This is a genomic window from Saprospiraceae bacterium (assembly GCA_016715965.1).
Taxonomy (GTDB): domain Bacteria; phylum Bacteroidota; class Bacteroidia; order Chitinophagales; family Saprospiraceae; genus Vicinibacter.
Genome location: JADJXG010000001.1, coordinates 2,779,620 through 2,805,467 on the forward strand (window position 1 = coordinate 2,779,620; position 25,848 = coordinate 2,805,467).

The 25,848-nt window shown below is 41.7% G+C and carries 16 protein-coding genes and 2 tRNA genes; 4 read left to right on the forward strand and 14 right to left on the reverse strand.

The genetic code is table 11. The features are described from left to right. Positions 1–5 precede the first annotated feature (5 nt). Both IPM48_10570 and IPM48_10575 read left to right on the forward strand, forming a co-directional pair. Positions 6–1,049, forward strand: coding sequence for an IS481 family transposase (locus tag IPM48_10570; GenBank protein ID MBK9272031.1), 1,044 nt, complete (start codon positions 6–8; stop codon positions 1,047–1,049). A gap of 8 nt (positions 1,050–1,057) precedes the next feature. Beyond that, a complete protein-coding gene (locus IPM48_10575) occupies positions 1,058–1,237 on the forward strand; it encodes a hypothetical protein (GenBank protein MBK9272032.1) in 180 nt (59 codons plus the stop codon). 99 nt (positions 1,238–1,336) lie between these two features. Here the strand turns inward: IPM48_10575 and IPM48_10580 are convergent, their stop codons facing one another. From IPM48_10580 to IPM48_10620, 9 genes are all read right to left on the reverse strand, one after another. Beyond that, entirely contained in the window at positions 1,337–2,515 is a 1,179-nt protein-coding gene (locus IPM48_10580; GenBank protein MBK9272033.1) for an acetyl-CoA C-acyltransferase, read from the reverse strand. A 93-nt stretch (positions 2,516–2,608) separates the two neighbouring features. After that, positions 2,609–3,424 carry an MOSC domain-containing protein gene (locus IPM48_10585; GenBank protein MBK9272034.1) on the reverse strand — a complete coding sequence of 272 codons (816 nt, stop codon included), beginning with the start codon at positions 3,422–3,424 and terminating at the stop codon, positions 2,609–2,611. A gap of 131 nt (positions 3,425–3,555) precedes the next feature. Next, positions 3,556–3,852, reverse strand: a complete 297-nt coding sequence (locus tag IPM48_10590) for a hypothetical protein (GenBank protein ID MBK9272035.1) — start codon at positions 3,850–3,852, stop codon at positions 3,556–3,558. Continuing rightward, positions 3,849–4,130: a hypothetical protein gene (locus IPM48_10595; protein ID MBK9272036.1), complete on the reverse strand. Its 282-nt coding sequence runs from the start codon at positions 4,128–4,130 to the stop codon at positions 3,849–3,851. The genes IPM48_10590 and IPM48_10595 overlap by 4 nt, the downstream gene beginning before the upstream one ends. 9 nt (positions 4,131–4,139) lie before the next feature. After that, positions 4,140–5,765 (reverse strand): acyl-CoA carboxylase subunit beta, encoded by a 1,626-nt coding sequence (locus IPM48_10600; GenBank protein MBK9272037.1) that lies wholly within the window; start codon positions 5,763–5,765, stop codon positions 4,140–4,142. 921 nt (positions 5,766–6,686) lie between these two features. Then, a complete protein-coding gene (locus IPM48_10605) occupies positions 6,687–8,132 on the reverse strand; it encodes a trypsin-like peptidase domain-containing protein (GenBank protein MBK9272038.1) in 1,446 nt (481 codons plus the stop codon). A gap of 109 nt (positions 8,133–8,241) precedes the next feature. Next, positions 8,242–12,360, reverse strand: a complete 4,119-nt coding sequence (locus IPM48_10610; GenBank protein ID MBK9272039.1) for a gliding motility-associated C-terminal domain-containing protein — start codon at positions 12,358–12,360, stop codon at positions 8,242–8,244. 152 nt (positions 12,361–12,512) lie between these two features. Further along, positions 12,513–13,775 (reverse strand): adenylosuccinate synthase, encoded by a 1,263-nt coding sequence (locus IPM48_10615; protein ID MBK9272040.1) that lies wholly within the window; start codon positions 13,773–13,775, stop codon positions 12,513–12,515. A gap of 69 nt (positions 13,776–13,844) precedes the next feature. Continuing rightward, positions 13,845–14,645: a class I SAM-dependent methyltransferase gene (locus tag IPM48_10620; GenBank protein MBK9272041.1), complete on the reverse strand. Its 801-nt coding sequence runs from the start codon at positions 14,643–14,645 to the stop codon at positions 13,845–13,847. A gap of 57 nt (positions 14,646–14,702) precedes the next feature. On the opposite strand from IPM48_10620, the gene IPM48_10625 reads away from it, so the two are divergent. Next, on the forward strand, positions 14,703–17,504 hold the full coding sequence (locus IPM48_10625) for a VCBS repeat-containing protein (protein ID MBK9272042.1): 2,802 nt from the start codon (positions 14,703–14,705) through the stop codon (positions 17,502–17,504). A 561-nt stretch (positions 17,505–18,065) separates the two neighbouring features. Here IPM48_10625 and IPM48_10630 read toward each other — a convergent pair. The 5 genes from IPM48_10630 to IPM48_10650 form a co-directional block, all read right to left on the reverse strand. Further along, a tRNA-His gene (locus tag IPM48_10630) sits at positions 18,066–18,139 on the reverse strand. Between the two features lie 27 nt (positions 18,140–18,166). Next, a tRNA-Ser gene (locus IPM48_10635) sits at positions 18,167–18,254 on the reverse strand. A gap of 125 nt (positions 18,255–18,379) precedes the next feature. After that, positions 18,380–20,848 (reverse strand): ribonucleoside-diphosphate reductase subunit alpha, encoded by a 2,469-nt coding sequence (locus tag IPM48_10640; protein MBK9272043.1) that lies wholly within the window; start codon positions 20,846–20,848, stop codon positions 18,380–18,382. Between the two features lie 50 nt (positions 20,849–20,898). Beyond that, positions 20,899–21,876 (reverse strand): ribonucleotide-diphosphate reductase subunit beta, encoded by a 978-nt coding sequence (locus IPM48_10645; protein MBK9272044.1) that lies wholly within the window; start codon positions 21,874–21,876, stop codon positions 20,899–20,901. Between the two features lie 402 nt (positions 21,877–22,278). After that, the gene (locus IPM48_10650) at positions 22,279–23,232 is read right to left on the reverse strand and encodes a magnesium transporter CorA family protein (GenBank protein ID MBK9272045.1); all 954 of its coding nucleotides are present in this window, start codon (positions 23,230–23,232) and stop codon (positions 22,279–22,281) included. 440 nt (positions 23,233–23,672) lie between these two features. On the opposite strand from IPM48_10650, the gene IPM48_10655 reads away from it, so the two are divergent. Then, positions 23,673–25,841: an aryl-sulfate sulfotransferase gene (locus IPM48_10655; protein ID MBK9272046.1), complete on the forward strand. Its 2,169-nt coding sequence runs from the start codon at positions 23,673–23,675 to the stop codon at positions 25,839–25,841. Positions 25,842–25,848: the final 7 nt, after the last annotated feature.

Below are 25,848 nucleotides of genomic sequence, written 5' to 3' on the forward strand. Positions count from 1 at the left end.
AGAAAATGAAATTAGAAACAAAATTAATCAAAACTAAATTGGGATTAGTCCATTTAGCAGAAAAATTGGGAAATGTATCTCAAGCTTGTAAAATAATGGGGTATTCCAGGGATAGTTTTTACAGGATTAAAGAGATGTATGACACAGGAGGCGAAATGGCCTTAATCGAAGTCAGCAGGAGCAAACCACTGGTCAAGAATCGAGTGGCTCCCGAAGTAGAGAAAGCAGTTGTTGATATGGCTATTGACAATCCAGCTTTTGGACAAGTAAGGGTTGCAAATGAGCTTGTTAAGAGAGGAATATTTGTATCCCCTTGTGGAGTTCGTTGTGTTTGGTTGAGGCACGATCTGGAGACCTTCCAAAAGAGATTAAAGGCCCTCGAAGCCAAAGTGGCCCAGGATGGAATAATTCTTACAGAAGCCCAAGTTGTAGCCTTGGAGCGTAAGAAAGAAAAATTGGAATCTCAAGGTGAAATTGAAACATATCATCCGGGCTATCTGGGAGCTCAGGATACTTATTATATTGGCAATATCAAAGGCGTTGGTCGTATCTATCAACAAACCTACATTGACACTTACTCTAAGGTAGTTCTGGCAAAAATCTATGATCGTAAAAATGCTCTTGTAGCAGCCGATTTGCTAAACGATAAAGTCCTGCCATTTTATGAACATGAGCAAATCAGGCTACTCAGGATACTGACCGATCGTGGCACGGAATACTGTGGAAAAAGAGAATATCATGAGTACGAACTTTATCTGAGTTTGGAGGATATTGAACATACTAAGATCAAAGCACGACACCCACAGACTAATGGTATCTGTGAAAGATTCCACCGCACCATTCAAAATGAATTTTATGCCATTACCTTCCGTAAAAAGTTATACAAATCTATTGAAGAGCTACAGGCTGACTTGGAGGATTGGCTACATTACTATAATTCGGACAGACCTCATTCCGGAAAATATTGCTTTGGCAAAACTCCTATGCAAACTCACATCGAGTCAAAAAATATTGCAATTGATAAAATGTTAGAAACTCATTTTGAATAAAGAAGATCATGAATAGAGTAATTCAACGCGTAAACGTCAACAAACTAAATTGTGGAGTAAATGTCAAGAGTTCCGAAGGAACTTGCCTCGCTCTTGACTTTTACGGAACAATTGTTACTTTTGTTGAAGCGTTGGATTATTCTTTTTTATCGCCAACTGTCAGATCAAGTCTAGGTTATTACAGCTAAAGAAATCATTTTTATTTATAAAATTTCCAAATTTTATAATTTCCATACTTCCCAAAGAACAAATCAACTATTTCTCTAATCGACTAATTAATTTCCTTCTTACACATTCTCCAACACAATCGCTGAAGATCCACCTCCTCCATTACATATAACAGCCAGACCATATTTGGCCTGATTTTGATGAAGGATATTGCTCAAAGCGCCTGTGATTCTGGCACCTGAAGCTCCCAGGGGATGACCTAAGGATATTGCACCACCATTTACATTGAGACGATTTTGATCAATTTGCATGATTTCTGCAAAAACCAATGGGACTACTGCGAATGCTTCGTTGACCTCCCAGTAATCAATCTGAGTAGCGCTTAATCCCGCTCGTTGCAATGCAATGGGGGCTGATTTGGTGGGTGCTGTGGTAAACCAGGCTGGTTCTTGTTCTGCATCGGCATAAGAAACAATTCTTGCGAGTGGATTCAGATTTAATTCCTTGAGTTTTCTCTCACTGACGATCACCATAGCGACTGCACCGTCATTTAAGGTGGAAGCATTGGCTGCGGTCACCGTTCCATCTGGGGTAAAGGATGGCTTCAATCCCGGTATTTTTGAAAAATCTACTTTTAAATATTCTTCGTCATCTTTGATGATCAAAGCTTCTCCCTTTTTTTGAGGAATGGAAATCGGTGCTATTTCTGAAGCCAATCTTCCTTGTGTTGTTGCTTCTGCGGATCTTTGGTAGGACTGGATGGCAAAGGCATCTTGTGCTTCGCGGCTAATCATAAATTTTTTAGCGGTAGCATCACCACAAACGCCCATGGCGGTCTTGTCATAGACATCCAGAAGTCCATCGTAGTGCAATCCATCTATGATCTCTCCATTACCGTACTTATAGCCCCATCGGGCCTTTGGGATGTAATAAGGTACATTGCTAAGGCTTTCCATACCACCTGCGACCACAATATCAGCCTCACCAAGACGTATGGCTTGTGCAGCCATCATGACGGACTTCATCCCGGAGGCACATACCTTGTTAATGGTGGTGCAATTGGTGGAAAATGGCAATCCGGCTCCTAGGGCAGCTTGTCTGGCTGGGGCCTGTCCCAAATTGGCTGAAAGCACATTTCCCATTAAGACAGATTCGATAAGTTCAGGAGATATCCCTGCTCTTTCAACAGCTGCTTTGATGGCATGAGCACCAAGTGATGTAGCTGAAAATGAGATCAATGACGAACCGTAAGCGCCAATGGGTGTTCTGGCAGTGGATACAATATAAGCTTCTTGCATGGATTTGTTTTAGATTGAAAATGGCTTTATTAAAAAGTTTATAACCAACAATCCGAACTGGGTGCTGGTTGAAGCCGCAAAGGAACTAATTTTTTAAAACTCCAATTTAATTTTATCCTTTATATGGATGCGCTGTTTTGTTGTATCACTTATTGCATCAGGAATGAGATAGATTCCAAAACTTACAGCATTTTCTTGGCGCCGAAATTGAGACAATGTTTTTAAAGGATTTTTTCTAAACTCAGCAGATTGAGGTGGTAAAGTACTCATAATGCAACGCTCACATTTCTTGATCACACTAAATGTTTGAAATCCAATCGCAACTTTTTTTAATTGATCTTCCTGATAGGCTTCCAATCCATCAACCATCAGATTGGGTCTGAACTGAGACGGATGGATTTTTTCTCCACACCTTTTTGACAAATCCCTGACCGATTCCAGATTAATCAAATGAACTGGATAACCATCTGTAAAACTGATTGGAAAACTGTCTGGCCAATAATTGCTTTGCTTGATTCTGGCTCTCGGTTTCAACTGTGCTAAAATCACTTTTTCGTTTAGTAATTCTGAAAACCAATCAGAAACTTTTTGATCACCCATCTCAGTATAAAATTCAGACTCCCATATTTTGACAAATATAGAATGATCGCTTTTGAAATCTTTGCTGAGTACTGCAAAATCATCCGGGTGTTTGGGATGGTATAAGCAAAAACCATCAGGAATAAGTTTTATTTCAAGTGTATTTAAGATGGGTTTTTCGCGTTGGGTAATAAATTGATGTTGTTGATTCACCAACATCCACTTTCTGTCATATTCAAATCCAGTTTCTACAACAACCGTTTCGTCTACAGCATATCCGGGCCCCGACTTCAAAGGATATATCATTATTTTTTCTAAACCAGCCGACATCCTCCTTCTAATCTAAAAATTCTCCATTGTCCATTATCCATTATCCAATGTCAATTATCAATTGTCCATTGTCCATTGTCCATTATCAATTATCCATTGTCAATTGTCAATTCTCCATTATCCATTGTCCATTAATCCCTATCTTCATATCGATTCGCTTCCTCCAGACTACCCAATCTAAAAGCCAATCTTCCTGATTTCGTTTGAAAATACCGGTCTTCCATTTTACAGAAAAAAGCCCTGAATTTAGAGGGAGGGATTTTTACTTCATGGGATGATTTTACATATTGGGTAAGGCGATATTTCATGGAGAGACTGTCCTGAATCGGGAGATAAAACTTAAAATTTGTTTGGGCATAAATGCTCTCTGAAAAAAATATTCGAAGAATGATCAGAATCGCTACAGAAATGAACTTGCAATTTTTCATTTTCCAATATGAAATCTTCGCCCAAGTTTTGCAATATAGCTTTTAAAAAATGAAAATTGCCCAAATGGAATGCTGACCAACAGCACCATCATCGGCCAGATCATTGTGACCAATAAAATATACACCACCAGCCATAAAAGTTTAATTTCTATTCCAAAAAGGGGCATGATTATTTTACCCAAATACCCGGTAAGACTGCCGCCAATGGCAAATACACAAAGGATGATGATCAGTTGTGTAAAAGACACCTTCCACTTGTTTTTTAATTTTTCAAACATTCCTTTGTATTAACTTTGAATGACACCTACATTAAATTTTTCAATGGGAGATTTTGAAGACGCTTCTAATCCCATGATCAGCCAGCTCCGGGTTTCTCTTGGATCAATGATGGCATCGACCCAAAGTCTGGAAGCGGCATAATATGCTGAAGTCTGACTTTCATAGCGTTTGCTGATTGTTTCAAATAAATTTTGTTCTTCCTCAGGATTGGGCGCATGTCCTTTTGATTTTAAAGAAGATACCTGGATCTGCGTTAAAACCCTTGCTGCCTGGCTACCTCCCATCACAGCAATCTTGGCGGTAGGCCATGCAACGATAAATCTTGGATCGTATGCCTTTCCGCACATGGCGTAGTTGCCAGCGCCATAAGAGTTGCCAACCACCACTGTAAATTTGGGGACTGTGCTGTTGGCCACCGCATTGACCATTTTTGCACCATCTTTGATGATACCACCATGTTCTGATCGTGTACCTACCATAAATCCGGTGACATCCTGAAAAAATACCAATGGGATTTTTTTCTGATTGCAATTCAATATAAACCGCGTAGCTTTGTCTGCCGAATCGGAATAAATGACTCCTCCCATCTGCATTTCTCCTTTTCCCGATTTAATGACCTGTCTGTCGTTGGCGACGATGCCTACCGCCCAGCCACCTACCCTTGCGTAAGCGCAGATGATGCTTTTGCCATAAGCTTCTTTGTACAAAGTGATGGAATCTTTGTCTGCAATACATTCCAGGACTTCCATCATATTGTATGGTTTGAGATTATTGGCTGGAAAGATACTCAGGAGCTGCTGGGCATCTCTTTCGGGTGAAACTGCGGCTGTCTTGCTGAAACCCGCATTTAATCCATCGCCAAACTTATCCACCAGGGATTTAATGGTGTCCAGACAATGGTGGTCGTTTTTCATTTTATAATCGGTGACACCGGAAATCTCACAATGGGTAGAAGCACCACCCAGTGTTTCGTTGTCAGTGATTTCACCTATCGCTGCTTTTACCAAATACGGACCGGCCAAAAAGATAGATCCCGTTCCTTCCACAATCAATGCTTCGTCTGACATAATGGGCAAATAAGCGCCTCCCGCAACGCAACTGCCCATGATAGCGGCAATTTGAGGAATTCCTTTGGATGACAAGATGGCGTTGTTTCTAAATATTCGTCCAAAGTGCTCCTTGTCAGGAAATATTTCGTCCTGCATGGGCAAATATACTCCCGCACTGTCCACCAGGTAGATCAAGGGAATTCTGTTTTCCATGGCAATTTCCTGTGCCCGCAGATTTTTTTTAGCGGTAATTGGAAACCAGGCTCCGGCTTTTACGGTCGCATCATTGGCAATGACCATGCACATCCTGGCTCGGATATAACCGATGACCACGACAACACCTGCAGAAGGACATCCTCCATCTTCTTCGTACATACCATATCCGGCAAACGCCCCAATCTCCCAGAATTCTCTGTCTTTGTCGAGTAGATATTCAATTCTTTCACGGGCGGTTAATTTGCCAAGTGTTCTTTGTGATTCTTGTTTTTTGATCCCTCCACCCAGTTTGATCCTGTCCAATTCGCGGGTTAATTTGCCGATGGCGAGTAAGAGCTCGTCTTCGTTTTTGTTTTTCTCTAAATCCATGGGTTTAAGATTTTAATTGGACAGATAAAGTAACAGAAATTTACCCCATCTGTTCGCAGCCGTGGAATTTTAAGGGATAACCAATGAAACAATCCCACTCATTTATCGCGTATTTAACTTCTTTTACTGCCATTCATTTGGTTAAATTGTTTTGAGCAGGATTTATAAAACCTATCTCAATATGATTTATGAAGCGTGAAAATGCTAAAAGCATGACAAATTGGTCCTTGGCCAAAAGCGTATGTTTTTATTCAAGTCAAGCTTCCCAATTTATTTGGATCTGCCATTCCGGAAAAATTGAGAGGAATCATTTTTTATTTATGGAAGATACTTTTAAAAATGTAAAAAATTAATCGTTTGGGAATAAAGCCGATACCTTGGTTAAAATATCAGATTTGAAAAATTGGATGAGTTCTCATCAAGTAAATGAATTGGGATTTTTAATACTTGGTATTTGAGACTAGTCAATAAATTAGCGATGCTAATAGTATATCAGAATTGAATGGAATATTGTGTCGTGGGTATTTGTTTGGGTAAGGAATTGTCCCTGATAGAGAAAGGATCAAATGAAGGTAACATTCCATTTTAGAGTGCAAATATTTTAGTGCTCTATGAAAGAATTTACACATTTTTTCAGTGATAGTATTTGGGCATTGGCAATGCATTTGTTGAGAAAATTAATTCAGGAAATTGCAATTGGCCATTGGTAAAATGGATTTAACCGAAAAATATTATTTGTTTGCATTGTAGCGAAAGACCCTGCTAATCGCAGATATGATCTGTGGGATAACCCTCATTTTAAAATTTAATACTAAGCTCAAAAAACTCAAATGCTGTATGTAGCACAAATACTCGAGTTGGAATTAAGAATGAATTCTTAACACTTGCCGTATTTTGTGAGGAAGTTTGAACTCTGAATTGCTACTGGTTTTTATTAAAACTGTAAGGGTATCTTCCGCGATACTCTTCATAAAAGCCATCGAAGGAAATTTTATCGTTGGATTTTTCCATGGCTTTAATGAGTTCATCTACACTATTGACCTTCTGTCCATTGACGTGGGTGATGATGTAATTGGGAATCATATTGGTATTCCAAATTTTACTCTCCCTATAAATGCTAAGGACCCTCACGCCTTTCGTTTTAATATTGGCAATTTCTTTTTCACTAAGATCTCTGAGTTCAAATCCATATTCTACCAGCACCGGATCTCGTCGTGTGCTGATGAGCTCTGTAGAATTGATTTGATTTTTTAAAATCGCTTTGGTTGAAAATTTTGATCCATTTCTCCAATAAGCCAAACTTACAGGGGTTCCAGGTCTAAATCGACCTATGATTTCCTGCAGTTCGGACACCGAATGGACGATTCTATCATTGACTTCTAAGATGATATCATCCGGCCTCAATCCGGCCTCATCTGCTGCTCCGTCTTTGGTAATGTTGGAGATGTACACACCTGCAATCCGTTCAAGTCCGTATTGTTTGGCGCGTTGGTTGTCCACATTTTCAATGGTGACGCCCAACAATCCGCGTTGAACGTTTCCAAATTCCTGTAGATCATACACCACTTTGCGCACAAGATTTGATGGAATGGAAAAAGAATATCCTTCATAGCGACCCGTGAAAGTCATAATGGCAGTATTGATTCCGATGAGTTCGCCTTCAGAATTGACGAGAGCGCCTCCGGAATTACCCGGATTAACAGCAGCATCTGTTTGGATAAATGACTCTATCCGATATTGTTGGTTGTTGAGTATATTTATATTTCTCGCTTTTGCAGAAATGATGCCAGCCGTAACCGTGGATTGCAATCTGAAAGGATTCCCTACGGCAAGGACCCATTCACCAATCTGTGCAGAATCCGAGTTTCCAAAAAGCAAGTAGGGCAGCCCGGTCGCTTCTATTTTGAGTACGGCGAGGTCAGTATTTGGATCAGTACCAATCAACTTGGCCTGGTATTCGTGGTTGTCATTGAGCATGATCTGAATGGATTTGGCTTTCTCAATCACGTGGTTGTTGGTAACGATATAGCCATCTGGAGAAATAATGACACCTGAACCAGTGGATACACCCTTGTTGACCATGGGCATCAGGTCCTGACCATCTTGAATGCATTCAATAAACACCACAGCCGGCGTTGAAATTTTTGCTGCTTCAATAAAATGGGTAGGGGCGCTGGAGTGAAGATTGCTGTGGATCCGATCTGATTTTATCAGCCTCTCCAAGACTTGTTGGTTTTCAAGATGGCTTTTATCGGATTGCTGGAGCGCTGTATAAGAATCAATGTAAATAAAATGATGCAAGGCCCAGGTGAGCGTGGAAGCCAAAAGGGCGGTGGAGGCGACAATAATCCATAATTGTTTGGTCATAAACTATTTATGTATAAAATAAATATTTAATAATTTATTACAAAAACCATGCCTCTTTTTAAGAGAAAGGCATTGCTTTCGTTGTCAAACAAATAGGAGCTCTTATGGATTAACGAATCAAACTTAAAGTTGTCTTAAGTTCGACCAACCTGTTTGAACCGCAAATATCAAGTGTGCCGATAAACTGCACAATGTAGCTATCCATCGGAGCCAACTGGCCTTGATAACTTCCATCCCAGGCTTCATCCGGATCATTGCTTTCGAAAACCATCTTGCCCCAACGATTGTAAATTCGCAGACTGAATCCATTGGGTTCAAAAATAGCATCCTGGTCAAAAACTACTTTAAATTCATCGTTTTCTCGATCGCCATTGGGTGTAAAAACATTCGGCAAATGAATCTTGTTCTCCGCACCGCTTTCTTCCTGTTCCAAAGTAAAGAAAATCTTCATCGAGTCACAACCGTTTTTATTGGTAATGTAGGCGACGTAATTTCCTTTCGTCATAAAATTTTGAAGTGAATCGCGTCCAATGACCTCCCCGTTCTCGTTTCTCCACTCAAAAATGGCAGAATCATACGGAAAGTTAGATTGTTTGAACAAATCATACACATTGAGAGAAGTGTCTTTGCAGATCGTATGTGTCACTCTCAACCCATCGTACATCAGGGGTAAACCCAGTAATCTTCGAATGACAACAGTGGTGTCGAATTGACAATCAAATTGGTCATATATCCTGATAATATGGGGCCCTTCATCCAAGCCACTGTAAAAGTTATTGGGGTCTTTGGGACTTCCATCCACACTGTAACGGATAGGGGGCACACCCTCTTTGATAAAAATACGGATGCTGCCATTGGGTTCTGATCCGCAAACATGGCTCAGCTCTATGCGATCGAGGACAATGGTGGCGTAGGGCTGTACGACCAGAGTACCTGTATAATCACAACCGTTCTTTTGATAGACGCGATAACTATGTCTTCCTTCAAATTCAAAAGTGACCGTTCTTCCAAAATCATTGCTGCTCATTCTTCGATCGAAAACATCTCTCCATGAGATGGAATCAAAAAAACCAAAATCCGGAACCGTAAAAGTCACCGTCCGATTTTGGCAACTAAACCAGATCGGGTTAGGGATTCCGGCGGAGTGAACCACGGTATCGATCGTAACCACCATCGTGTCTGTAGAAATACATTCAGGGTTGGGTGTGCTGATGCGTGTGACATACGTCCCCGGAACGCGAATTATTTGGCGGATATTTCTTTCCTGACTGGATGAAATGCCAGGCCCTTTGAATTCAAAGCTGTAACTTGTTTTGTAATTCAACAAAGAAGCTGTAATGTCTAGGGTATCCTGACGACAGGTAAGCAATCTGTCCTGACCCAGCAGCGCTTGTGGAATGTTGAGATTCTTGGAAACTACAACGGTGTCGTATGAATCACAACCGTTGACACGATCCTCGACTTTAAAAACATATTCACCGGGTTGATCCACCACAGGCCTTCGCATGTTTGCATTGTTGGGATGAATTCCCGGCCCTGTCCAGCTCAAATTGGCATTGGCGTCCGCAATATTGTAAGATCCATCCAATACCACCGATACAAAATCACAGGTGATTGCTTTGTCCAGACCTGCGCTGATAATGGGCTGACCATCTTCTTTTGTAATCAGAATCGAGTCCAGGATTTCACAATTGAGCACAGTATCCCTTATCAGAATGTAATATTTTCCTGCCTGGCGGACGATAATTCTGTTGAGATTTCTATCCGCATCCGATACATTCGGACCTGCCCAGAAAAATTTTAGGTTTCTTCCGGTGGATTGGCTTGCATCCAATATTACAGTATCAGATCTGCAATTTAGATCTGAAGTTTTAAACAAATTAATTTTTGGAAGGCTATCAGGTTCTCTGACAATTACCGTATCAGTTGCCTCGCAGAGAGAAATCAAATGCTTGATGTGTAGGACATAGGTTCCGGGTTCTGAAATTTTGGGAGCAATGCTGTCCCTGTTTGTACTGTCAATGCCGGGCCCCGACCAGCTAATTTTGTAGTCTGCCCCCATTGAGCTAAAATTTCCACCAATGGTGATAGATGTCGAATCACAGGGCAAGGTTCTTTCTCTGCCGACGTCAGCCAATGCGGGTGTGCGGTTGATAAAAACCTCAACAGTGTCTGATGTTTCGCAGTTGTTTTGTAAATTCTGAACCCTCAGGACATACAGCCCGGGACGATCAACAGATTGAATGATTTCATTTTTGTTGCCCAATGAGATGCCCAAACCTGACCATTCCCAATAGTAACCCTGAATTAAATCCGAGCTGTCAGGAATTAACATTACTGTACTGTCCACACAATTGATCAGTCTGTCTTCTCCCGCATAGGCCAGGGGTCTGATGGTATCTATGGAAATCAAAATACTGTCAGAACCCATGCAGCCACTCAGTGAATCGATCACCGTGAATATATAGAGTCCTGGAGTTGACAGGCTTGGGTTTAATTCAAATTTGTTGGAAAAATCAATCCCGGGTCCCTCCCAATAAAATCCCCGATTTCCAAAGGTGTCAGGTCGTGTTACATCCATTTTAATGGCAGTAACAAGACAGTTTAAGGTTTGATCTGAACCCAAACCGGGATCAGGAGATGCAAACACCTGAATCCGGATCAAAGTGTCATGCGTGCAACCTTCAGGACTGAGGGATCTTGCCCTATACAAAGTGGTGACATTGGGGCAGATTTCAATTTGTGAGAGGGTGTCCCTGTTTTCCCAAATGGTCAAATTTACGGAATCCGAATTCAAATAAACCAAAGTGCATTCTCCTCTGCACAGCAAGGATTTATCCACTGTTACAGCAAGATTTGGCTGTGCCAATTCAACGATTTCCACAGTATCACTTCCAAAGCAAGCTCTTTGATCCTCTACCAATAAAATCACAGATCCTGGAGTTGAAACCAGGGTAATTTGTTCGGAAGTTCCGTCACTCCACTGGTATTTCTGCATTCCATCTGGGCCACTCAATTCTGTAAATTCTCCCTGACAGTAACTTAGCTGACCCCGTATTTCGCCATCTACATTGGGTGCGAATATCAATCTTACAGGGGGACAGGCAAAAACCGGAGCCGGGGGAAAAATAATTTCATTGCCTAGTAGGGTGGTGCCCTGGCAGTGACAATTTACATCTGAGATTTCACGATAATTGTAATAGTCAATGGTATCATACACCCATTCCTCTCGCCATTGTAAATTAATTCTTTGAATAGAATTCAGTGGGACAGGGTTTTGGTTGCCATCCGTTCCGTACAATTCAAAAATGATAGGCTCAGGTCCGTAGTGAGTGGGGCCGTTGGGAAGACTTAAAATAAACGCTTCGCCTCCGATTTCAATCAAAGAAACAAAATCCAACTTATGGTGATTGTTGCCATCAATATAATACCAGTTTCCTCCAAGGTGAACCGGAATAGCAACCCGAATCGTATCGATCAGCAAGGTATCAAGACAATCATTGGGATCCGAAAAACATTTTTCCAGAGGACATTTTTGATTTAACTCTTCCAACAATCCACCAGTGATAATACTGATAAATCTCTGAATGTCATTCCTTACGATTTGGTTGTTTTCGTCGAGTTCTATAAATGGAGGTTGGCTGGTGGTCCAGTTAAGTCTGGCAGTATCTCTTTGAACAAGAATGTTTTGTGAAATACTGTCCACCATGCAACTGTTAGAATCAATGCCAAATAGTTCTTGTTTGACCTGGTATGTTTCACATTCGCCTCTGATTGAAAATCTCCAAAGAGGTGTCAACGGAATAAATCCATTCAAAACCCTGATGGGCCCGCAGGAATCGGTCGGAGAGACATGACAGGGGGTGGATTGATAATTCAAAGAAATTGTGTGCTCTGTCTCCTGTAACCTAAAATTCCGGTTTTCAAATTGAATTTGAATGGTGTCTGTACTGATACAATTGCCTTGATCAATGTGATAGACAAATGAATATTCGCCACATGCTGTGACCCGTACTCGGATGCCTCCGGGAAACATGCTGTCCAATGAGATCAGCTGTCTGGAATCATTGCAATTAAAAGTCCAGAATCCACCTGGCGGACTGCCAATCAGATCCGCATCATAACCACATACCAATCTGTCCTCGCCAGCATCTGCACAATCCTGTGCGGACAAGGAATCAGAGTGAAAAAATAAAATGACAAGGAATAAGAAAGCTGATTTTACCATATGGGACGGTTCATTGAAACGGCAACAAAATAATGAGAATACATCAGACCTAAAGATTAAAAATTTCCTGATGACCAACCTATTCTTTTTCAAAGAATTAAGGAAGTAATCCAAATAAAAGGAATTGCAGTCAAGAATGCCCAGACCCGATGTTAGCGTATCAGCAATTGTTCTCTACCAGGCCCGGTACTCAAATATTTAACACTTACTTTCGCAAGCTCTTCGATTCTTTTTGTAAAATCAATCAGTTCCTTGGGCAATTGATGAAATGGGACATTTGGAATGGCCTGTTTCCAACCTTTCATTTCATACAACTTGACTGATTCAATGTCATTCATATCATAAGGCAACTCATGGTTCCATTGGCCATTTAATTGATAAGCTTCTGCCAAACAGATTGTATCAAAATCATTGAGTACGTCTGCTTTGGTGATACAAAGGTCTGTGACGCCATTGATGATGCAAGCATAACGAAGCTGAACAAGGTCAAGCCAACCACATCTCCTTGGTCTTCCAGTGGTAGAACCAAATTCGTTTCCGGATTTTCTCAAGCTTTCCCCGGTCTCATCTTCCAATTCTGAGGGAAACGGTCCAGATCCAACCCGTGTGCAATAGGCTTTGGCAATGCCAATAACACGGCGAATATTGCCCGGAGAAATTCCCAATCCGGTGCAGACTCCGGCGGTGATGGTATTGGAACTCGTGACATAAGGATAGGTCCCAAAATCAACATCGAGCATGGTTCCCTGAGCACCTTCAGCCAGTAAATTTTCTCCTTCGTTCAGGCGGGCGTGCAACCAATATTCTGCGTCAATTTTTTGAATCCCGCGAAGGGAATCTAGACTGTCAAACCATCGGGTTTCTTCAACATCAATATCAAATTCAACTTCGGGAAATTGACGAATAAACTGCAAGTGTTTTTGCTTTAATTTTCTGTACAATTGTTCGAAGTCAGCTTTGTCAATGTCGCCCACCCTCAGACCATTTCGACCGGTTTTGTCCATGTAACAAGGGCCAATTCCTCTCAGCGTAGATCCAATTTTGTCCTTGCCTTTAAAGTTCTCTGAGGCGAGATCAATCCAACGGTGTCCGGGAAGGATCAAATGTGCTTTTCTGGATAACAACAATCGGTCCAGAGCATCTTGTTTTTTAGGCAAAACAGATTGGATTTCTTTCTCCAGTGTAATCGGATCCAAAACCACCCCATTGCCTATCACATTGTAAACTTTGTCCCGAAATATTCCCGAAGGAATGGTGTGCAACACATGTTTTATACCATCAATATACAGGGTATGCCCGGCATTTGGTCCTCCTTGAAATCTGCAAACAACGCTGTATTGATCGGCCAGGTAATCGACGATCTTGCCTTTTCCTTCATCCCCCCATTGCAGCCCCAATATTACATCTACAGGCATTGGTTTTGATCATTTGGTAAAGCGCGAAGGTAGTTAAATTAAATATAATCCAAGATCTGATTGGCTTGCTCAGAAGTATTTCTGCCAGGGTTTCATAGATGGTTTGCAAAAAACATAGTTTCCAGAACTGAGTCCTGGATCTGTAAACAACAGACCCCATCGCAGGGTCTCCAGGCTGCAATGGAATTGCGGCCACTTGCAAATTTCCTTCCAACAACGAGACATGTCAGCTGACCAATGAATGTCGTCCAGAATAATACAAGTTTTCTTTGTCAGGAAGGGTAGTAATTTGGTCAAATACCTCTTGGTCGCTTCGCTTTGATGATCCCCATCCAGAAAAACCAGATCAAATGAAGGCCCCGTATATTCGTCCAGGAATTGGTCAAAATTTTTGTTTTCAATTTTAACATGAGTCATCCTCAAATTAGCCAAAAGGGTTTCAGCTTCCTTACAGAAAAATGGGTTTCCCTCAATTCCGGTTACCCGTGCATTGGGAGCGGCCAGACCAAGGGCCAGGCTGCTGATACCGAGACAAGTGCCCAATTCCAGAATGGATTGGGGATTTAGAAACCGGCACACTCGGAACAGGCTGTGCAAATGCTCTAAAGGCATCACAGAGCGGTGGGCAAACCTCCCCAAAATTTGACCGGCCTGTGACCTGGAAATTGAAAATTCGTCTTCAGGAATGAGTTCTCCACGGGAAACGATCTGGTATCTCATTTGCCAGATCAAATCAAAAGCATAATAATATTGGTCATGATCAAAGGATTTCTGAACCAGTTGAAATAGTCTGGGAGAGTGCAGTTGGTAGATGGTCTTGGACCGAATCCAGTAATCCAGGTAAATGTGAATTCTGTCAATAAGTTTCATCATATCTTACATCAATATATATAATTTATTTATATTTGTGTTTTCAATGGAGAATATATGACAAAGGTCGCAATTGGATTTAGTTTGATCTGTTTCGTTTTGCAGATGGGAATTGGGCAGGTCCGTTTTTCTCAATCGGGTCTGAGTCAGGAATTATTTTCTGGAATGGTCATGTCCGCTGCCGACATCAATGGAGATTATCAGGATGATTTATTGGTTCTGGATCAGGGAAGGTATTTGTGGGCTGGATACGGTACAGGAAAAGCACATTTTATCTGGGTGAGAATTCCGGTAACAACGGCAGTGCCACTTTGGTCCATTTCGGTGGCAGACATCGACCGAAATGGATTGGCAGATATAGTCTTGGGTGGAGATGAGCCCAATTTTCAAGTTCTTTATCAGAGAAGCCAAGGCAGGTTTGAAGCTACGCGATTAAACTTCCCCTATTTTTTTTCTCAAGCGGCTTGCTTTTATGATATCAACAAGGATGGTTGGATCGATCTGACCATTTGCGATGACAATGCCAAAACCAAAGTTTTTGAAAATCTGTCCGGTACGCTAAAAAACAACACCGCATGGATCGATCTCAGCATGGACCCCGCAAGCAATGAAGCCGGGAATTACGGATGTCAGTGGTCTGATTTTGATCAGGACGGAGATGGTGATTTGTATATTTCAAAATGCCACCCACATGCAAAGGATCCCAGAGATCCGCGGAGGGTCAATTTGTTTTACAAAAATGACGATCAGCGTTTTTTAGAGATCAGCGATCTGATGGGGATAGATTGTGGTGACCAAAGCTGGGTCTCTGTTTTTGGAGACATTAACGGAGACGGTAGAACTGATTTGATGGTGGCCAATCACTATGCGCCGAGCAAGGTCTATTTGCAAAATCACTTCGGGACCTATGATGACGCGACCATTGCTTCCGGGCTGGATTCTAAATTGGCCATTTTTCAGATGCTTTTGAGGGATCTTGACAACGACATGGATCAAGATTTAATCCTTTGCGGCAATGGCACTGAAATCTGGCTCAACAATGGTCGTGGCTATTTTGAGCAAGTTCAAACAGGATTGACTCCCTTCAGCTCCATGGTAGTTGGTGATTTTAATGAAGACGGCTTTCTGGATTTATACGGATCTTATGCTTATCTGATCAATAATATTTCAAACATTCCCGACAAGTTGTGGATCAACAATGGGAATGAAAATCACTGGATAAAACTTGGCTTAAAAGGCAATCTGTCCAATACGAATGGCATTGGAGCATTGATATACATCTGGACGGGAGGCACCATGCAATATCAGGAAATGCTGAGTGGAGAATCGTATGGAATTCAGAATAGCCTCAATCTCCACTTCGGGCTTGCTGATCATGAAGAAATAGACAGTGTAATTATCAAATGGCCTTCCGGGCGTGTTGATCGGTACGAGCAGTTATCGGCAAATCAATTTTATCTGATTACCGAAGGGCATTGCGCGGTTGAAAGGCAGAACTTAAGCCCGGCTATAGATACCATTGTATGTCTGGAGCAAAGGATTGAGCTGAGGGCAGAGCAGTTGGAAGATTCCATGATATGGAATATCGGCATTTTTGGACAAACCATAGAAGCTGATTCTTCAGGGCTGTATTTTTTTAGAATTGCAGCAAGTGACGGTTGTCAGAAAATTTCAAAGACGGTCAGTATACTGCTCAATCCTGAGGAGCACCCCAGATTGTCCCATCGATATCAGCAATTGATTTGTGCGGGCGAAGAAATTCAATTGTCCGTACCGGGATACAGTAATTTGATTTGGGAAAATGGAAGTTACGATGCCAATAGAATACTTTCTCAGGATGGAATTTATCATGCAATGGTGAAAGGACTCTGTTCGGATTGGTCTACCGACAGTCTCAAACTGACCATCGTGGATTTGCCAGTAGATCCAATCATAGAAAATGTTACTTTGACAGGTCCAGGATCTGCTACACTGATTTCCGATCAGATGAACACCGAATGGTTTAAGTCCAGGGAAGACAAAGAAGCCATATTTGTAGGAGATCAATTTATTACTCCGGTTTTACAAAACACGACCCGTTTTTTTGCTAGGACATTTTCGGTGGGAGATTTTGACCCGGTTACAGGAGGTCCTCTGGTGCCTGAATTCCATACAGCCGCTTACCACGCTCAGCATTTGAATCCAAGGATGGAATTTAAAGTTTTTCAAGATTTGATTTTGGATAGTTTGACTTTATATACAGATCGGGAAGCCAAGAGGACCATTCAACTTTTAGATGCGGATTGGTGGGTGGTACAACAACAGGATGTTTGGTTGACACCGGGTAAGAATCGAGTTTTTGTGGGTTTTGAATTATCCGGTCCCAACACGACTTATTTTTTAACGACCTCCACAGATACCAACATGGTTTACCTGAATTCAATGTCACCGAGATTGCAGCGCAGTGATCTCAATGTCCGGTATCCGATTCATCTGGAGGACAAGTTGAGGATTGTCCGATCTCAACATGGCGAGAATTATTTTTATGCATTTTACGAGTGGACCGTTCGCCCGAAACCACATCAATGTTATAGCGATTGGCAAGAGGTGATCGTCCAGATAGAGCCTTCTTCTTTGGACGACAATACGGACCTTGGGGGTTGTCGCTGGTGGCTAGCAGACGGCATGATCGCATGGGAGAATTGTGCCAATCGTAAAATCAACTACAGACTAAGTGACCTGTTGGGTCGAGTTATTTATGAGTTTCATCCAGGGAAACACGGTTTCAACTTAAGTGCGATTCTTGGGACTGGAATCTATATTTTAACTGTGACGGGGGATAAAGGAAGTATTTCATCCTATAAAATAACAGTGCATTGATTTTGTTTATTGAGTAAAAATATGAATGCAATTTTAATCTACAACCATATTTTATTTGAATTTTCATGGTAATTTATTGTCTGGTGTATAAGTGATTCATAGCAATGGGAAAGGCTCAGATCTTTCTTTCTTCCGAAATTTAATATTGACATAAACCTTTGTTATTTTATCCATTTAAGTGTTTCCTCATTCGACAGATTTAACTTCATTTTGAAGCAACATTACAAAATCTCTTTGATTTAATTTGAGAGTATATCATATTTGGTGATTCGCTAGATGGTGCATTGTAAGTTGCTAGGGTATTTTTGTATTAATGAAGGAACTATCTGAGTAGCGACTACATGAATTCAGAAAGCCCTTCCTAAGGACAGAAAGACTCTAAAAAGTTGAATGTTCCTAAAATAATAAAGCCCTTCTGTACAACAGAAAGGCTTTATGTTGGGTGGGGACTTCCTTCGGAACGTAAGATACTTATTGTTAAAATAATAAAGCCCTTCTGTACAACAGAAAGGCTTTATGTTGGGTGGATGATCCCCAAGTTGGCTTGGGGACGACCCAAAGGGTGGATGACCGGGATCGAACCGGCGACCCTCGGAACCACAATCCGATGCTCTAACCAGCTGAGCTACAACCACCAGATAATCATCAATCCTTGGATTTGATGGCGGAGGAAGAGGGATTCGAACCCCCGGACCTGTTACAGTCAACGGTTTTCAAGACCGCCGCATTCGACCGCTCTGCCATTCCTCCAAACGGCCGGCAAAGATAAGTCAGGCAACAGAATTATCAAAACCGTGTAGCAAATAATCACATTCAACAAAACAAAAGGCGACCCGTATGGATCGCCTTTCAGAACAATCTTTTATCTAACCTAATTAACTTCCGCAATGGAGGCAGCCGTCTTTCATTTCACAGACCTCTCCTTCTTTCATACTGTCAGTGACCACCGCACTGACTGATATGGAATCCAGAAGAGCACCTACGGTCTCGCTGCTGTATTTATTGCTCATCTCAGCGCCATGCGTGGTCTGGATGATGTCCACCTCGCTGTTTTCTTCGGTGACAAATCTTTTGTGGTGTTTTTCACCAAGGGTAAACTTAATGGGATCTACGGCGGATTTGGTGCGCAAATAATACATGCCGGTCTTAAGACCTTCCTGCCAGGCATGAAAATGCATGGAAGATAGTTTGCCAAAAGTGGCATTTTCTAAAAACAGGTTGAGGCTCTGGCTTTGACAAATAAATGCTCCCCGGTCAGCACTCATGTCGATGATCGCACGTTGGCTAATTTCCCAGGCAGTCTTGTAAAGTTCCTTTAACTCCTGAGGGATGGAAGGAATGCGTTGCACAGAGCCATTGTGGGCCATCAAAGTCTCTTTCATTTCTCTGTTCCACAAACCGAGACGGATCAAATCTTCCAATAGGTGTTTATTGACCACCATGTGATCTCCCGACAAGGTTCTGCGCGAATAAAAATTGGAGGTGTAGGGTTCAAAACACTCGTTGTTGCCCAGTATCTGAGAGGTTGAAGCAGTTGGCATGGGTGCCAACAGCAAACTATTGCGCACACCGTATTTCATGACATCTTTTCGAAGACCTTCCCAATCGTAGCGGTCTGGTGTGGGTTCTACGCCCCACAAATCAAACTGGAATTCACCTTTGCTGATCGGACTTCCTTCAAAAGATTCGTATGGACCGTATTTTTTTGCCTGTTCGCATGATTCGCTGACCGCCGCATAATAGATGGTCTCAAAAATTTCTTTGTTGAGCTTTTTGGCACCTGCAGAATCGAAAGGAAATCTCATCAGGATAAACGCATCAGCAAGACCCTGGACACCGATGCCGATGGGGCGGTGTCTGAAGTTTGAATTTCTGGCTTCAGGGATCGGGTAATAGTTGATGTCTATAATTTTATTGAGGTTTCTGGTGATGACTCGGGTGACATCTTCCAGGGTTTTGAAGTTGAAACTTCTGTTTTCAACGAATTTTGGTAGAGAAATACTGGCCAAGTTACAAACAGCCACTTCATCCGGAGCGGTGTACTCGATGATTTCAGTACAAAGATTAGAGGACCTTATCGTGCCCAGATTTTTTTGATTGGATTTTTTGTTGGCTGCATCCTTGTAGAGAATGTAAGGGGTACCTGTTTCTATCTGGCTTTCCAGGATATTAAACCAAAGTTCTTGCGCTCTGACAGTTTTACGCGCTTTGCCTTCGGCTTCATAGCGATGGTAAAGGGCTTCAAATTCTCCACCGTAGCTATCGTAAAGTCCCGGAGCTTCGTTTGGACAAAATAAAGACCATGAGGCGTCATCTTTCACCCTTTGCATGAACAAATCGGGAATCCAAAGCGCATAAAATAAATCTCTTGCCCTCATTTCTTCCTTTCCGTGATTTTTCTTCAGTTCAAGGAAATCTTCAATGTCCGAATGCCAGGGTTCGAGATACACGGCAAATGCTCCTTTTCTTTTTCCGCCACCCTGGTCCACATACCTGGCCGTGTCATTGAAAACCTTGAGCATTGGGATGATGCCGTTGGAAGTGCCTCCAGTACCCTTGATGTAAGATCCTTTGGCGCGAATGTTGTGCAGGCTCAATCCAATACCACCGGCGGATTGAGAGATTTTGGCACAACGGCTCAAAGTTTCAAAGATGCCTGAAATCGAATCATCGGTCATGCTCAACAGAAAGCAGGAGGACAATTGCGGTTTAGGGGTGCCCGCATTAAAAAGGGTAGGGGTAGCGTGGACAAACCATTTTTCGGACATGAGATGATAGGTCTCAATGGCGGCTTCAATGTCGCAACCGTGGATACCAACTGCTGCACGCATGAGCAAATGTTGAGGACGTTCGACCACTTTTTTGTCCATGCGAAGCAGGTAGGATTTTTCCAGGGTCTTGAAACCAAAATAGTCAAAACTATAATCGCGATCATAGATAATGGCAGAATCCAGCTTATCGGTATTTTGACGGATGACCTCTATGGTTTCGTCGCTGATGAGTCCTGCTTTTTGATCTGTATTTGGATCGATATAGTTGTAAAGCGCCTCCATGGTTTCACTGAAGGACTTGTTGGTATTCTTGTGCAAATTGGATACGGCAATCCGGGCTGCTAAAATGGCATAATCAGGGTGGACGGCAGCAAGAGATGCAGCAGTCTCTGCCGCGAGGTTGTCAAGGTCTGTTGTCTTGACACCATCGTACAGGCCTTGGATGACTTTTTTTGAGATCTCAATGGAGTCCACAAACATTGGATCCAGACCGTAACACAATTTTTTAATTCTTGCGGTGATTTTGTCAAAACTGACGTTTTCACGTTTGCTGTTACGCTTGATAACTTGCATGATAATTAAAGTTAAATGTTAGAAAAAACGGTTTAGTGATTCGAATTTGATTAGAATTCTTCGTCAATGGTGAATACCTTTTTTTCATGCCCGGCGGTCACCCCGGCTTTTTGGTACTCTGCTACGCGTTTTTCAAAGAAATTGGTTTTGCCCTGTATCGAAATCAAATCCATCCAGGGAAATGGATTCTCCGTTTGATAATATTTCTCATTGCCGAGAGACACCAGCAAGCGGTCTGCTACGAATTCAATGTACTGGCACATCATATCCGCATTCATTCCAATAAGTGCCACTGGTATGGCATCGGTGACGAATTCTTTTTCGATTTCTACGGCCTGAACAATGATATCCTGAATGGTTTCTTTGGGAAGTTTGTTTACAATATGCTGGTTGTACAACAAGCAGGCAAAATCACAATGCATTCCTTCATCGCGGCTGATGAGCTCATTGGAAAAACTCAATCCGGGCATAAGTCCTCTTTTTTTCAACCAGAAGATGGAACAAAATGATCCGCTGAAGAATATCCCTTCCACTGCTGCAAATGCGATCAATTGTTCTACAAAACTTCCCTGGCTAATCCAGCGAAGTGCCCAGTCCGCCTTCTTGCGCACGCAAGGGAGGTTGTCGATGGCGTTGAATAGAAAATTTTTTTCTTCTGCATCCTTTATGTAAGTATCGATCAACAAGGAGTAGGTCTCAGAGTGAATATTCTCCATCATGATTTGAAAACCATAGAAAAATTTGGCCTCGGTGTATTGCACCGAACGAACCATGTTTTCAGCCAGGTTTTCGTTGACAATTCCATCGCTGGCAGCAAAAAATGCCAGAACATGTTTTATAAAATGCTGCTCGTCTTTGGTGAGTTTGTTTTGCCAATCTACCAGATCTGCTTGTAGATCAATTTCCTCTGCAGTCCAGAAACTTGCCTCCGAATTTTTGTAAAATTTCCAAATATCGTCGTGTTGTATTGGAAAAAGGACAAATCGATGTGGATTTTCCTGAAGGATTGGTTCTGGTTTTTGATTCATTTTTACAGAGTTTGATGGTTGGTTTAGCATTGTTTTTTTCTAGGGGGCTCAAAGGTATCAGGAACTTTGAGATATATGATAATAATATATATATATTTTTTTTATGAATTTGTAAAATATTCTGTTTGATAAAGTTAAATGAAAATTATGGCTCCGTTTTTCAAATATAACATATTAAATTAAAATGTCATATTTATTCAACAAAGATAGACGCGAATGCAAATTTTGCAAGCAATACTTTTCCACATATTGTGGAAAACTTTAATAAGTGGAAGATCTTTAGAGCATTAACATGGGGCAATCGGGTGGAATACAAATAAAAGCTGTTTATAATACTTAAAAATATATCAAATAATCACTTAGATATATGTATTTTTACAAATGTGAGTGCGGTCCGCTTGCTCAGATCATGTCCTTTTTCCGAAAGAACCAAGTGATGCCAAGGCTGAACAAGATTGAAACGAATACGATCAGAAAAAAGGCATATTTGTTATGACCCAACCCGAATGGAATTGGAACATTCATACCGAAAAAACCAGCGATCAATGCAGGAAACAATAATGTAATGGTGATGACCGTCAATCGATTTACAAATTTATTCAGGTTGTTGGATATGATCGAAGTGTATGCCTCCATGGTGCCGTTGAGAATATTGGTGTACAATTGTGCCACCTCACGGGCCTGGTTATTGTCAACAATGATGTCCTCAAAAAACAGACTCAGATCTTCATTGTCCTTAATTCCCAGCAAGTCGGTTCGCCTTACCTTTATTTTAAGTAGTTCATTGGCGTTGAGGGAATTGACAAAATAGACCAAACTTTTTTCGATGCGCAGAAGATTTTTCAATTCTTCGCTACGGCTGGAATTATAGAGTTCCTCTTCGATCAGACTGCGTCTGAGGTTTAATTTTTTCAGACATTCCAGAAACATCAACACATTTTGTTCAAAAATTTGGAGGGCGAATAGTCTTTCATTTCGCGGATCAAAGCCCCTTACCTTCATGTCCACAAACTTTTCAAGAATAGGGCTCTCCTGCGAACAGACCGTTATCATTTTACCTTGCGTAAATATGATGCCAAGCGGAATTGTAATATAAATGGGGTCGTTCTCTTTTTCCGTCTCATTGTAAACAGGGGTATGAAGGATGATAGATCGGGCTTCTTCGTATTTTTCGTATCTGACACGCTCTTCAATATCAAGTGGGTCGGTCAGATAGTCAGACGCGATGTCCAGGCTTCCAGCCAATTGCGATATTTCATTTTCTTGCCAGGGAGGGCTGATGTGGATCCAGTGAGCCTCTCTCAGAAACTCCTGTTGGAAGAACTGACCTTCTTTGATGCCAAAGTAACGGATCATCTTTTTTATTTTCTGAGAGTAATAAAATCATTTTTAGGTCTGCTGAATTTCGGCTACAAAAGTACAAAAATCGGACCAAAACCAAAGACTCATTTATGATCCAAAATAAATTCACGAGCCGCCCCATGCACTTGTATCAATTTAAGGATGCTTCAAGCATTTGGCAAATTCTTATAAATTGAGCTTGTCAATGCTTAAAACGGGGAATTAAAGGCATCATCTTCGAAAAAGACACAAAAATCCTGATTTCCAGACTCGACACCTTTTATTATCAGCTTATGGTTTTATAATCAATCACATAGATAAAGTAAATTCGAATATTTAAATAGGCAAAGTATCCAACATTTCAATTTTTTAAATGCATACAGTACATACCTGTACGGCCATACTTTACCTCATTATTAATTAAGTATTAATTTTACCCTTCATACTTACAATTTATGCTTCTACAAAAATTCTATGTCTCTCTGATTTGCATCTTGCTGTTATTTAAAATTACCCATGCACAGAAATGGGGTTATGTGACCATGATTGCGCCTTCCGGATCTACGGCAATCACCTTACTGGATACGAACAGCAGGGTGGTAAAGACAATCACCGGCCTTAGTGGAGTCACCGGATATTCTTCACACATGGTTCCGGGCGGCTCTATCTGGCGTACTGTGGGAACAAATAACTCCACTTTTCGGGGAGGTGGAATTCACGGACGAATCCAGAAAATAGATTACAATGGCAAGTTATTGTTTGATTACACCATATCCAATGGCCAACAGTGTGCTCATCACGATATTTGCCCTATGCCCAATGGCAATGTACTTGTCATTGTCTATGAATTAAAAACCGCGACAGAAACCATGGCCAAAGGAGGGCCAAATTCAATCCGATACAACGAAAAGTTGCTTGAACTGAAACCAACGGGTCTGAATACTGCAGAAATTGTTTGGGAATGGAATCTTTGGGATCATTTATGTCAGACCACCAACCCTTCCCTGAGCAATTATGTGAGTTCAGCGCTCAGTAACCCTCATCTCCTCAATATTAATTATTTAAACACAAGGACGGATTGGGTCCACATGAATGGAGTAGATTACAATGAGGAGCTGGATCAGATTGTTTTGTCCTCTCATTTTTTAAATGAAATGTGGGTGATTGATCATTCTCTGAGCAAAGAAGAAACGCGCAATAATTCAGGAGGCAAGTATGGTGTAGGAGGAGGATTTATCTACCGCTGGGGAAATCCGGCGGCCTATGGTGCATCTGGAAATACAATTTTTAAAGTGATGCACGATGCCCATTGGGTCCCTAAGGGCAGACCCAGGGCAGGTATGCTGGCCGGTGTCAATAATCAGGGAGTGAGCAACAACCAGACAGCCATAGATTATTTTCAACCCAGCTGGGATGGTGAGAAGTATACTAAAAACGGTAACAACGCTTATCCTCCATCTACATATTCTTTCAGACATGCTGCTTTGGGTTATACCAGCAACATGGGCAGTGCCCAGGAGCTTCCAAATGGTAATATTTTGGTTTGCCTCGCCATTGCCGCACGGGTCTATGAAGTTGATTCTACCGGCAAACAACTCTGGAATTACCAGGGGATGATGCCCATTCCACAGGCTTTCCGGTATTCAAAATGCTTTATTGAGAACCCGACAGTGCAAATTACAGCATCTTCTCAACTCATAGAGCCCGGAGAATCTGTTCAATTAAGCAGTACGGTTGGTTCTACAGGCAGTACTGGCATCATTTATTCCTGGAGTCCTGCGGAAGGTTTAAGCGATCCGAATATAGCCAACCCTATCGCTACTCCGCAAAAGACCACCAAATATCAATTGACCATCAGCTCAGCAGAAGGTTGCACCGCAAGTAGTGAAGTGACCATTCGGGTGAATGTCATGGGAGCGATCGATTTGGAACTCAGTGCAGAAGATGATCAGATTTGTCTGGGTCAAATTACCCAATTGTTTGCAGAGGCAAACGGAGGCTCGGGTAATTACACCTACGAATGGTCATCAAATCCCGCAGGATTTAACTCCAATCAAGCGGATCCGTATATAAATCCTGAAGAAAATACCTGGTTTTATGTTTCAGTAAATGACGGAACCGAAACAGCGACCGACAGCATATGGATTGAAGTATTGCCCTTGCCCGATCAACCGAGCATTCGCAAGGAAGACAGTTTGTTGATTTCTTCAGCCTCGATGGGCAACCGCTGGTTTTTTTATGGCAATATTATAGAAGGTGCCATGGATTCCAGCTATCACCCAACGGAACATGGATCATATCAGGTGCAGGTAGTGGACAGCAATGGTTGTGCATCTTTCTTATCCGAACCTTATGAATATTTTCCCAATGGGAACAGAAATATTACAGCAGGATTCGATTGGTCCATTGTACCCAATCCGGTAATGGAAAGTTTCAGGATCGTTTCCTCTCAATTGCTCTTGGATAAACAAATAAACATCATCGATTTAACGGGAAGAGTCTATTTCAAAGGCAATGCATCTGGCATTGTGCATACCTTAGATTGGCCGTCCGGCACTTATCTCGTAGGACTTGTGTCTGCTCAAAAAGCGGTGGAATACAGGAGAATCATCATCAACCATTAATGTTTTG

Coding starts and splice junctions, on each gene's coding strand:
- IPM48_10570 (MBK9272031.1), top strand. CDS start 6: ATGAAATTAGAAACAAAATTAATCAAAACTAAATTGGGATTAGTCCAT.
- IPM48_10575 (MBK9272032.1), top strand. CDS start 1,058: ATGAATAGAGTAATTCAACGCGTAAACGTCAACAAACTAAATTGTGGA.
- IPM48_10580 (MBK9272033.1), bottom strand. CDS start 2,515: ATGCAAGAAGCTTATATTGTATCCACTGCCAGAACACCCATTGGCGCT.
- IPM48_10585 (MBK9272034.1), bottom strand. CDS start 3,424: ATGTCGGCTGGTTTAGAAAAAATAATGATATATCCTTTGAAGTCGGGG.
- IPM48_10590 (MBK9272035.1), bottom strand. CDS start 3,852: ATGAAAAATTGCAAGTTCATTTCTGTAGCGATTCTGATCATTCTTCGA.
- IPM48_10595 (MBK9272036.1), bottom strand. CDS start 4,130: ATGTTTGAAAAATTAAAAAACAAGTGGAAGGTGTCTTTTACACAACTG.
- IPM48_10600 (MBK9272037.1), bottom strand. CDS start 5,765: ATGGATTTAGAGAAAAACAAAAACGAAGACGAGCTCTTACTCGCCATC.
- IPM48_10605 (MBK9272038.1), bottom strand. CDS start 8,132: ATGACCAAACAATTATGGATTATTGTCGCCTCCACCGCCCTTTTGGCT.
- IPM48_10610 (MBK9272039.1), bottom strand. CDS start 12,360: ATGGTAAAATCAGCTTTCTTATTCCTTGTCATTTTATTTTTTCACTCT.
- IPM48_10615 (MBK9272040.1), bottom strand. CDS start 13,775: ATGCCTGTAGATGTAATATTGGGGCTGCAATGGGGGGATGAAGGAAAA.
- IPM48_10620 (MBK9272041.1), bottom strand. CDS start 14,645: ATGAAACTTATTGACAGAATTCACATTTACCTGGATTACTGGATTCGG.
- IPM48_10625 (MBK9272042.1), top strand. CDS start 14,703: ATGACAAAGGTCGCAATTGGATTTAGTTTGATCTGTTTCGTTTTGCAG.
- IPM48_10640 (MBK9272043.1), bottom strand. CDS start 20,848: ATGCAAGTTATCAAGCGTAACAGCAAACGTGAAAACGTCAGTTTTGAC.
- IPM48_10645 (MBK9272044.1), bottom strand. CDS start 21,876: ATGAATCAAAAACCAGAACCAATCCTTCAGGAAAATCCACATCGATTT.
- IPM48_10650 (MBK9272045.1), bottom strand. CDS start 23,232: ATGATCCGTTACTTTGGCATCAAAGAAGGTCAGTTCTTCCAACAGGAG.
- IPM48_10655 (MBK9272046.1), top strand. CDS start 23,673: ATGCTTCTACAAAAATTCTATGTCTCTCTGATTTGCATCTTGCTGTTA.